A 9,911-nucleotide genomic window follows, 5' to 3' on the forward strand; every position below is an offset into this window, starting at 1 on the left:
GTTCAGACGAGCGCCTTAGGATGCTGTCGCCGTATCGGCAAAACAGCTGGCAATCTTTGCATTCGCGCCAAGCTTTTTGGCCCATTTGACCAGATCCGGCACTTCACTCCTGTCGGCCATGCCGCCCCAGACGTCTTTAAGCTGCGGTGTCTTGCCTGACAGGTTGAAGAAGAAATAGCCGGGGTCGGCTACCGGAACATCGGCATAAACGACTGCCCAGTCACCGCTTTGCATGAAACTGTCGATTTTGACCGCAGTTGGTTTCACCTTCTTGCGGAGGCTTTTGGCAATCAGGGCCGAGTAATTAGACCGCTGTTGCTTGGTCAAGCTCGTGGTTACCCCATCGCAGGGCGATTTGGCGAAGGCGCTCCCCGCCGATGCCAGAAACGCCATTGCAATGAAACCATTGATGCAGGCCGTCTTGAAGATAGCGGTCATCATTCCCCTCCGAACGATTGCTGTCGTTCAGGGAGCATAGCCGGATTATTCGTGAGCAGTAAGAGCCTGCTCCAAAAGTCGCCCTGTGTGGCTGCAAATGGCAGTTTTCTCCTTACGATACTCGAAAATCTCCATTTTCGCACACACATGCCGCTTTTTGCTTCAGGCTCTAAGAGGTTTACGGCAGGATTTCGATTGGGGTGCCGTTTGGCACTCTTGCCCAAATGTCGCGCATTTCCGCGTCGGTGACGGCAATGCAGCCATCGGTCCAGTCCCACAGACGATGCACGGACGCCAGCCAGCCCCAGCCATTCGGCAGGCCGTGGATCATGATATTGCCGCCCGGCGCATAACCGCCCGCCGCGGCGGCCCGTTTGTCGTCTTCGTTCGGGTAGGAAATATGCAGGCTCAGATGCGCCATGGAACGCGGGTTGCGCCAGTCGATGACATATTGTCCTTCGGGTGTCTTCTCGTCGCCCTCGCGCTGCTTGTGGCCGTCATCGCCATTGCTGCCGAGCGATATGCGATAGGCGCCAATGGGCTGGCCCTGGCGGAGCAGGGTCATCTGGCGGCTGGCCTTTTCAACACGGATTGCATCGGCCTGCTGTTCTGCCGGGGCGGCGACGGGCGGCTCGACGAGGCTGACCCGCGCCATGACCTTGGTATAGCCAAACAACGCAACAGCAATGAGCACGACGGCGGCGAGGGTTTTCTTGATCATAGGGCTGCTCTGATCGTGAGGAGGTATTCTTGTGCGGGCATTTTAAATGAGATGGTTTATTATCCCACCCGATCTGTTTTGACCATTGTGATCCAAAAACGCAATGAAAACAATCGCCGGGTGGACAGTGTTAATTCAAAATTAATCAATATTTTCAAAGGGTAAACAAAACTCCGTTAACGATCCATCAAGGTTAATACTCCATTATCGGCTTCGTTAAGCACATCCCGAAAAGCGAGAAACGGCTTCGGAACCTGTGCGCGAGAACTGAAGTCTGTGTGAGTGGAGTGTGCGGTGCGTCTTGTGTCGATACGAGCGCTGTTTGGCCGACGGAAGGCCGTTGCCGAGCCGGTATGGCATTATCCTGTCACGGGCTATTGCCCGGAGGATGGTCGCTATTATGCCGTGCGCGCAAAGCCGCGTCACGTCGCCCGCAAGCCGCAGCGTCTGATCCCGCTGGTGCTCACAGCCTTCGCCTATCTCTTCAATTCCAATGCGATTGCCTTTCAGGATATGGCGAGCCTCGTGCCGTCTGCCGATCTCGGCACGCATCGCTGGACGGCTTATGTCGCCAAGGCTCCCGTTGGTTCGGTGCATCAGGCGGAAATGCCCTTTGTCGATGCAACGACCGTCACCGGCAGCATCGCCACCAATGGCATCGAAGTGCCGGGCATCGGTCGTGTAGCGCTTTCGGGCGGCAAGAAGACCGCGAAGCTCGGCCCGGATGATCCCAACCCGGACGAAAACCGCATCAACCGCGCCGACAAGACGGGCCGTCTGGTCTCGGTGCAGCCAAAAGCGCCCGCCAAGGCGTTCACCGCGGGCAGCATGTTCGACAAGATCAGCATGATTACCCGCCCGCCGGAAAAGACCGACACCAAGATGGCCTTTTCCAGCAAGCTTGAAGGCAAGGAAATTGGCATCACCATGGCCTTCCATGCCGTGAAGCCGCCAAAGCCGCGCGCAGAAATGCCGGTGCAACTGGCCAAGCTGATCAACAACGACCAGCCGGATGTGCTGGCGCTGGGTTATGCACCGTCTGCGCCTGATTATGGAAAAACATCTCCGTTTGAGAGTATTCTGAAACCAGACCCGAGCGAGGGGCGTTTCGTCCCGCCCATCGGACAGGAAGATCACGACTGGGCGGCAACTCCGTTGCCGCCTTCGGCATTTAGCAAGGGCGAACAGAAGTGCCTTGCCGAAGCCGTTTACTACGAGGCGCGTGGCGAAACGGTCAAAGGGCAGGTGGCTGTGGCGCAGGTCGTGCTCAACCGCGTGCGCAACCCGGCCTATCCGGGCACCATTTGCGGGGTGGTCTATCAGAACCGCGATTGGCTGAATGCCTGCCAGTTCTCCTTTGCCTGCGACGGGCAGAAACATCGTGTTACCGAGATGCCGCAATGGCGTATGGCGCAGCAGGTGGCGAAGACGGTGTCGTCCGGTCAGATATGGCTGCCGGAAGTGGGCTCGGCCACGCATTATCATGCGACCTATGTGAAGCCCTTCTGGGCACCCACCATGAAGAAGCTGACCAAGATCGGCCTTCATGTGTTCTACCGCACCTATGGCGGCGGGTGGAGCTGACAAGCATTTCCAGCAAAAGTGCGAAGCGGTTTTGCGTTCGGAAATGCGTAGGGAAAAAAGCATTTCCAGCAAAAGTGCGAAGCGGTTTTGCGTTCGGAAATGCGTAGGGAAAAAAGTATTTCCAGCAAAAGTGTGAAGCCCCTCCGCGGCGGCCAGCCCACTGGACTGCCCGCCGATACAGCTTTGATCTATCCGGTATCCACCGGCAAAGGCCCGCTTTAGCAGAACTTGCTACGGCTTCGATTTCATAAAATAGGCGCGAGTAAATGTCTGGCGTGTCGATCCGACCCGTCTGCGCGTAAATATACTTACTATATAAATTAGTTATATAATAGGTATATAATTATAGCTAATTAAAATATAACTTTATTAGAATATATAAATGTATATTCCGAAATATAGACATGATATATTAAAATAAATATAAGATTAGAATCATCGAAGTACAATTCATCGGTTTTGGTGTGTGAGGGATAATGAAAGTTTTAAATAAGCATTTGGCGTATTTGCTTATTAGCACATCGTCTTTATTAGGTGGTGCGCATATTGCGGCGGCCCAGCAATTGGAGCTGGGGTCCGCGAAACCATTGGGTGAAGTGGTGTCAGCCTCAGGCTCCTATGCCTATGGTGTTTCTGCTGATGGCAAGGTGGTTGTAGGGTCTGTGACCAGTGGGTCAAACATTGTTGTCCCTCAGAAGTGGAATAGCGAAACCGCAAGCCGGGCCAATCTGGCGCCTTTGGACGTTCAGCTTCCTGCCCACGCCAAGGCTGTGTCCGCTGATGGCAGTGTTATTATAGGGACTTCTCTTGTCGGGACTACCAACCACGCTGTGGCGTGGCTGGATGGCTCGTCCGCAGTGACGGAGCTTCAAGGCATCGGAGCCACTGGTAAAGTCTCCGCCGAGGCGGTGTCCTCTGATGGTTCAACAATTGTTGGATACTACTACATAGGGAATATCGCTCACGCGGTCGCGTGGTCCGTGGCCAACGGTTCAGCACCGGCAACGGAACTCCACGGTTTGAGCGCAGGTAACTCCGCGCCGACAGGTCTTTCCAAAGACGGGGGAGTGGTCGTTGGATATTCTTATACAGAGGTTGGCAATACAAAACGTCATGCAGTGGAGTGGCGTAATCAAGTGCTGACAGACCTTGGCACTCTGGGTGGCGATAATTCCTACGCGAACGGCGTGTCTGCTGATGGATCGGTGATCGTCGGTGCGTCACAGTTGCACGTCGGCAGCGCAGTCGAACATGCGACCGTATGGCGTGGCGGCGCCACGGTGCCATCTGATCTTGGTGCGTTGACCGGCAATACGACCTCCTATGCACGTGCTGTATCCGCTGACGGCAGTGTCATCATCGGGTATTCGAGGAATACATCAGCGGATCAGCACGCAGTCGCGTGGTATGGTGGAGGGTCGGATATTACCGATCTCGGCACTTTAGGCGGTGCGACTTCCGATACTGTTGCGGTTTCGGACAATGGCTCTGTTATCGTCGGTAAAGCGACGAATGAAAGCAATGCAACCCACGCTGTGGCTTGGGTTGGTTCGAGCGGGTCGCTGATTGATCTTGGAACTTTGGGCGGCATAGGATCCAACACTACCGGTGTTTCCGCTGATGGAACGGTTATCGTCGGCAATTTTCAGGATATGAATAATATATACCACGCTGCACTCTGGAAACTCGTGTCGGTAACGCCGCCCGATCCTGAGCCGAACCCAACTCCGACCCCTGATCCGGACCCGAACGGGAATGGGCAGCCGACACCAACACCGGAACCAACACCCACGCCTGTCGGCATCGATGTCACCAATACGGTGCAGACGGTTGCCGCACTTGCCAATGACACTTTCTCGGTCGTCGGCTCGCAAGGCGCCATTGTTGGCCGGTTGATGGGCGGCAGCAGCAGCGGTCAGGGCTTCAACGACTTCTCCGGCGCCGGTCTCGGCATGGCGCGGGGTGGCGAAAGCTGGTACGGCATCTATTCCGACGTTGGCCGCGCAGGCGACAGCAAGGATGTGCTCGGCTGGATGACGCTCGGTCACGCCTTCACCGATAATTTTTCGGCCGGCGCAACCATTGCCCATACGTTCTGGCAGGACATGCCGGACAATTTCGACCGCACCAACAATAATCTCGGCGGCGGTATCTATGCGCAGTGGAAAGACCGCACCCAGAGCGGAACCTGGTATATGCGTGGTTCGGCTGCGATCAATCGCTATGATGTCGAGCGGACGCGTCAGGTGCTGGGCTATACCGAACCGGGCAGCGGTGACAGCACCGTCAATGGTTGGGGCGTACAGCTGGAAGCAGGGCAGTCGTTTGATCTCGGCAACAAGGCATCGTTCGGTTATTACGGCGGCTTGAACTATACCGACCTGAAAATGGACGGCTTTACCGAATCCGGCGCTCATTTCCCATTCACCTATTCGGATGTGAAGTCACAGCGCACGACGGCCTATCTCGGTCTCAATTACGGCATGGCGCTGACCGACAAGGTCAACTGGTCCGTCAATGCCGAGATCGAGCAGGATTTGTCGCACAAGGACCCGAGCGTAATCGCCAGCGCCGACTATATCGGCTCGTTCAAGTTCAATTCCGATGCGGCGCATACACGCGGCAGCCTGTCGACCACGGTTTCCTATGCGTTCAGCGATGCCGTCAGCATCGGCGTGACGCCTTATGTAAACCGCACGGTCAACAAGGATACGGCCTTCGGCGCGATCATCGGCCTTTCCGGCAAGTTTTAAGCTCTGCCGGGCAGAGAACGGTTCTGCATGGCATGGAGCGTCACAGCCGATGGCAGATCGGCTTCGACCTTCCGTTTAGCGAAACTGTCATTATGAAAACAAGCAGGCGGGAGAGGGCAACCTCTTCCGCCTGTTGCGTTGCGCCGGTTCTTGCCCAGCTTTCCTTGTCTGTGTTTCACTGCTCGACAGCAAGCACTTGGCGCAGTGCGCTCTCACGCGAATCCAGGGCAAGTTTGATCGTTGATCGCGGCGGAAATCGGATGGCTGAAGCAGGGCCTGCGTTTCATTGGCGCTGGAGCCGCTCCGACTGCGATACGCTGGGGATAGTGGCAACGAAAAAGTGAAGGATTCGCGCCACATTCTTGGACTTTGGGCGGAAAATGAGTCGCACCATTAGCTATCCAATTGTTTTTTTTGAATAAAAAACCTTCTGGAGCAGTGGCTTCAGCGCCTTGACTAGCGGGCGGGGTGTCAATATGTTGCGCGCAACTTGGAAATGGGGTTTTGAACCTGCCTTTCTTGAAAAAAGGAGCTGCCAATGGCACGGGGAATTGAGCCCGAAAAGCCATCCGGTGCTGTCAAGGATGGGCAAGGGCAACCTGCTTCCGGGGAGCTGGATCAGCGTTTGAACCGTCTTGAGGCCGAATTGGTCAAGAAAGGCATGTTCAAAAAGCCAGCTTCCGAGGAGGAGCGGTCGGAGACGGCAAGTTCGGTCGCGCAGGCCATGAAGCTTTCCAGCGAGTTTATCGCTGGGATCGTGGTGGGTGCGGTGCTTGGCTGGTTCATCGATCGTGTCGCCGGCACGTCGCCTTGGGGATTGATCGTATTTCTCCTACTGGGCTTCGCAGCGGGTGTCCTCAATGTGCTTCGTTCCGTAGGTTATGTCGCCGATCAAGGCGGCATTAAGACTAACGCGGAAAAGAGTGACAGGAAATAAGACTTAGCGGACTTTACGGTAAAGTTCGTTCAAGTGTAAGTGATAAGCGGGCCGGATGCATGTCGGGCCCCGAGACTAAATCGCCTTCGGGCAGGGAAGACAGACGAGGTTAAGGTGGCGAACGATCCGATCCATCAGTTCCAGATTTCTCGGTGGATTCCCATCGATGTAGGCGGCGTTGACCTGTCGTTCACGAATGTTTCGGCTTTCATGGTCGCAACCGTCGTGGTCGCTTCGGGCTTCCTTTATCTGACGTCGTCGGGCCGCGGTCTTATCCCGACCCGTCTGCAGTCGGTTTCGGAAATGGCCTATGAATTCGTGGCGACAAGCCTGCGGGATTCGGCTGGTTCGAAGGGTATGAAGTTCTTCCCCTTCGTCTTCTCGCTGTTCATGTTCGTGCTGGTCGCGAATTTCATCGGTCTCTTCCCGTATTTCTACACTGTCACCAGCCAGATCATCGTGACGTTCGCTCTCGCGTGCCTGGTCATCGGTACGGTCATCGTCTACGGTTTCTTCAAGCATGGTTTCGGCTTCCTCAAGCTGTTCGTGCCGAGCGGTGTTCCCGGCATCATCGTGCCGCTGGTTGTTGCCATTGAAATCATCTCGTTCCTGTCGCGTCCGATCAGCCTCTCGGTTCGTCTTTTTGCGAACATGCTCGCAGGCCACATCACGCTCAAGGTTTTTGCTGGCTTCGTTGTTTCGCTGGCCGCACTTGGGCCCATCGGCGTCGGCGGCGCGGTGCTGCCGCTCATCATGACGGTTGCGATCACCGCACTCGAATTCCTCGTAGCCTTCCTCCAGGCCTACGTGTTTACCGTTCTCACCTGCATGTACATCAACGACGCAGTACATCCGGGACACTGAGTTCAAACCGGCGGGCGACCGCCAGAACTGAAATCCGCGCTTATATTTCAATCCAGAAGGAGCTTAACATGGAAGCGGAAGCAGCAAAGTACATCGGCGCCGGTCTCGCCTGTTTCGGTATGGCCGGTACGGCTCTCGGCCTCGGCAATATCTTCGGCCAATACCTCTCCGGCGCTCTGCGCAACCCGTCCGCTGCTGACAGCCAGTTCGGCCGTCTGGTGTTCGGTTTCGCCGTTACGGAAGCTCTGGGCATCTTCTCGCTGCTCATCGCGCTTCTGCTCCTCTTCGCCGTCTAATAAACGGTTCAAGAGTCTGGCCTGCCGCGATCTGTATCTTGAAATGCAGCGCGGCTGGCCTTTGCATATGACGTTCGAGTAGGCATGATCCCGGAAGACGGGAACCGGTTTTCGGATCAGATCATGCTCGATTTAAGGGGAAATCTGGATGTTCGTGTCCACGGCGTTTGCCCAAACCGCCACCGAATCGCAACCGGCACCAGCTGCTGGTGAGCACGGCGCAGCTGATGCTGTGCACACCGAAACCGGGGTCGCGCAGGATGCCGGACACGGCAGCGGCGTATTCCCTCCGTTCGATTCCACCCACTACGCCTCGCAGCTTCTGTGGCTGGCGATCACGTTCGGTCTTTTCTATCTGTTCATGTCGCGCGTGGTTCTGCCGCGCATTGGCGGCGTGATCGAAACCCGTCGTGACCGTATCGCCCAGGATCTCGAGCAGGCTGCCCGTCTCAAGCAGGATGCCGATAACGCCATCGTTGCTTATGAGCAGGAACTGGCCCAGGCCCGCACCAAGGCCGCTTCGATTGCAGAAGCTGCTCGCGAAAAAGGCAAGGGCGAAGCAGACGCCGAACGCGCTGCTGCCGAAGCCGCGCTGGAAGGCAAGCTCAAGGATGCCGAAGACCGCATTGCTGCGATCAAGGCCAAGGCCATGAGCGACGTCGGCACCATCGCCGAGGAAACCACGGCTGAAATCGTCGAACAGCTTCTGGGCACCAAGGCCGACAAGGCTTCGGTAACAGCCGCTGTCAAGGCCGTGAACGCCTGAGGAGAGGACAATGGACGCTACATTTTGGGCACTTGTTGGCCTCATCATCTTCCTGGCGATCCTCGCCTATCTGAAAGTTCCGGCTATGATTGGTCGTTCGCTCGATGAGCGTGCCGATCACATCAAGAAGGAACTGGAAGAAGCCCGTACCTTGCGTGAAGAAGCACAGCAACTTCTGGCCGAGTACCATCGCAAGCGCAAGGAAGCCGAAAAGGAAGCAGGCGACATCGTCGCCGCTGCCGAACGCGAAGCCAAGGCTCTTCTCGAAGACGCCAAGCGCGCGACTGAAGAATATGTGGCACGCCGTAACAAGCTGGCTGAACAGAAGATCGCAACCGCTGAAGTCGACGCTATCAATGCCGTCCGCGCTTCGGCTGTCGATCTCGCCGTTGCTGCCGCTGGCAAGCTTGTCGCCGACAAGGTTGACACCAAGGTTTCCGGCGGTCTGTTCAAGGACGCACTGGTTCAAGTCAAGTCGAACATGAACTAAGGTTCTCGCGACCTTTTGAGTTTTGAAATGCCGCCTGAAAGGGCGGCATTTTTGTTTTAATAAGGCCTCGGAGAGGGTGCGCCAATTCGGGGGGCATACCAGTGGAATGGATGAGCCACTGCTTGCGGGCGCGTAGAGTATTCGAAAAGAATGAAGCTACCGGGGGCGATGGATGACATAACCGGCGCGATCTGGTTGATCGCCGCCAGTGGCGCCTGATAATCCACTAGGATTCGATCGGTGCAGCTTCCAGTTTTGCGCTCGCATCTTTTCGGACCGAGCCGGATAAGGGCTCATTCCTGCGGACTGATTTCCGTTCAGGCGTTTCGCATCTACACGATACGCTTAAGTGTGAGGCTCAAAGCGTCCCTTGATCGGCGCGAAAGTGTAACGGTGCAGGCCGGGGATGGGGCCATCGCTTTCGATAGCGGCGCGGTGACGGGCGGTTGCATAGCCTGCATGCACTTCCATGCCGTAGACCGTGTGAACGCTGCCTGCGCGCTCCATCATGCGATCCCGCGTCACCTTGGCGACGATGGAGGCCGCAGCAATCGACACGGAGCGCTGATCGCCCTTCACGAGGGCGGAACCGGGGCAGGGCAGGCCGGGCGGTACATCGCGCCCATCGATCAATGCGTGGCATGGCTGTAAGATCAGCCCGTGTACGGCGCGACGCATGGCTTCCAATGCCGCTTTCCGAATGTCGCTGACATCGATGCTGCGGGCGCTGAGACTTGCAACAGAGACGCTTATGGCCTTCGCCAGAATAGTCTCATAGAGCGCATCGCGCTTGGCTGCATTGAGACGTTTGGAATCGTCTAGCCCGTCGGGAACGTCGCTTGCGTCCAGCAGCACGGCGGCAGCTACGACCGGCCCGGCCAAAGGCCCGCGCCCCGCTTCATCGATGCCGACAATATGGCGAAGCCCACGCGCCAGCAGCCTCGCTTCTTCAGAGAAGTCGGGCACTAGCGGAATGTCGAACAGAAGAGGAGAATCAGAAGCCGTGCTTTTCATGAGGCGGCGATTTTCGCATTGCCTCCGATTCTCCGCAAGGTCCTGCCA

General features: G+C 56.5%; 10 protein-coding genes. 7 read left to right on the plus strand and 3 right to left on the minus strand.

Translation table 11 applies throughout. From position 1 onward, the window contains the following. Positions 1–15 precede the first annotated feature (15 nt). Together HWD97_RS12055 and HWD97_RS12060 are read right to left on the minus strand one after the other, a co-directional pair. A complete protein-coding gene (locus tag HWD97_RS12055) occupies positions 16–441 on the minus strand; it encodes a hypothetical protein (protein WP_371835053.1) in 426 nt (141 codons plus the stop codon). A 175-nt stretch (positions 442–616) separates the two neighbouring features. Continuing rightward, a complete protein-coding gene (locus HWD97_RS12060) occupies positions 617–1,159 on the minus strand; it encodes a murein L,D-transpeptidase family protein (protein WP_371835054.1) in 543 nt (180 codons plus the stop codon). A 294-nt stretch (positions 1,160–1,453) separates the two neighbouring features. Between HWD97_RS12060 and HWD97_RS12065 the strand changes: the two genes are divergently transcribed. The 7 genes from HWD97_RS12065 (at position 1,454) to HWD97_RS12095 (ending at position 8,849) form a co-directional block, all read left to right on the plus strand. After that, positions 1,454–2,743 (plus strand): cell wall hydrolase, encoded by a 1,290-nt coding sequence (locus HWD97_RS12065; protein ID WP_371835055.1) that lies wholly within the window; start codon positions 1,454–1,456, stop codon positions 2,741–2,743. A gap of 476 nt (positions 2,744–3,219) precedes the next feature. Beyond that, complete coding sequence (locus tag HWD97_RS12070; protein WP_371835056.1) at positions 3,220–5,496, plus strand: autotransporter domain-containing protein; 2,277 nt, start codon at positions 3,220–3,222, stop codon at positions 5,494–5,496. 538 nt (positions 5,497–6,034) lie between these two features. Next, positions 6,035–6,433: an AtpZ/AtpI family protein gene (locus HWD97_RS12075; protein ID WP_109368421.1), complete on the plus strand. Its 399-nt coding sequence runs from the start codon at positions 6,035–6,037 to the stop codon at positions 6,431–6,433. 114 nt (positions 6,434–6,547) lie between these two features. Then, positions 6,548–7,297, plus strand: a complete 750-nt coding sequence (locus HWD97_RS12080) for a F0F1 ATP synthase subunit A (protein WP_109368422.1) — start codon at positions 6,548–6,550, stop codon at positions 7,295–7,297. A 68-nt stretch (positions 7,298–7,365) separates the two neighbouring features. Further along, complete coding sequence (locus HWD97_RS12085; protein ID WP_002963544.1) at positions 7,366–7,593, plus strand: F0F1 ATP synthase subunit C; 228 nt, start codon at positions 7,366–7,368, stop codon at positions 7,591–7,593. 148 nt (positions 7,594–7,741) lie between these two features. Next, positions 7,742–8,359, plus strand: coding sequence for a F0F1 ATP synthase subunit B (locus HWD97_RS12090; protein ID WP_140025405.1), 618 nt, complete (start codon positions 7,742–7,744; stop codon positions 8,357–8,359). Between the two features lie 10 nt (positions 8,360–8,369). Then, positions 8,370–8,849: a F0F1 ATP synthase subunit B gene (locus HWD97_RS12095; protein WP_371835057.1), complete on the plus strand. Its 480-nt coding sequence runs from the start codon at positions 8,370–8,372 to the stop codon at positions 8,847–8,849. 345 nt (positions 8,850–9,194) lie between these two features. Here HWD97_RS12095 and HWD97_RS12100 read toward each other — a convergent pair whose 3' ends face one another. Then, positions 9,195–9,863, minus strand: a complete 669-nt coding sequence (locus HWD97_RS12100) for a ribonuclease HII (RefSeq protein WP_140025406.1) — start codon at positions 9,861–9,863, stop codon at positions 9,195–9,197. Positions 9,864–9,911 lie beyond the last annotated feature (48 nt).

It is taken from the genome of Ochrobactrum sp. C6C9 (assembly GCF_022627935.1).
Taxonomy (GTDB): Bacteria; Pseudomonadota; Alphaproteobacteria; order Rhizobiales; family Rhizobiaceae; genus Brucella; species Brucella teleogrylli.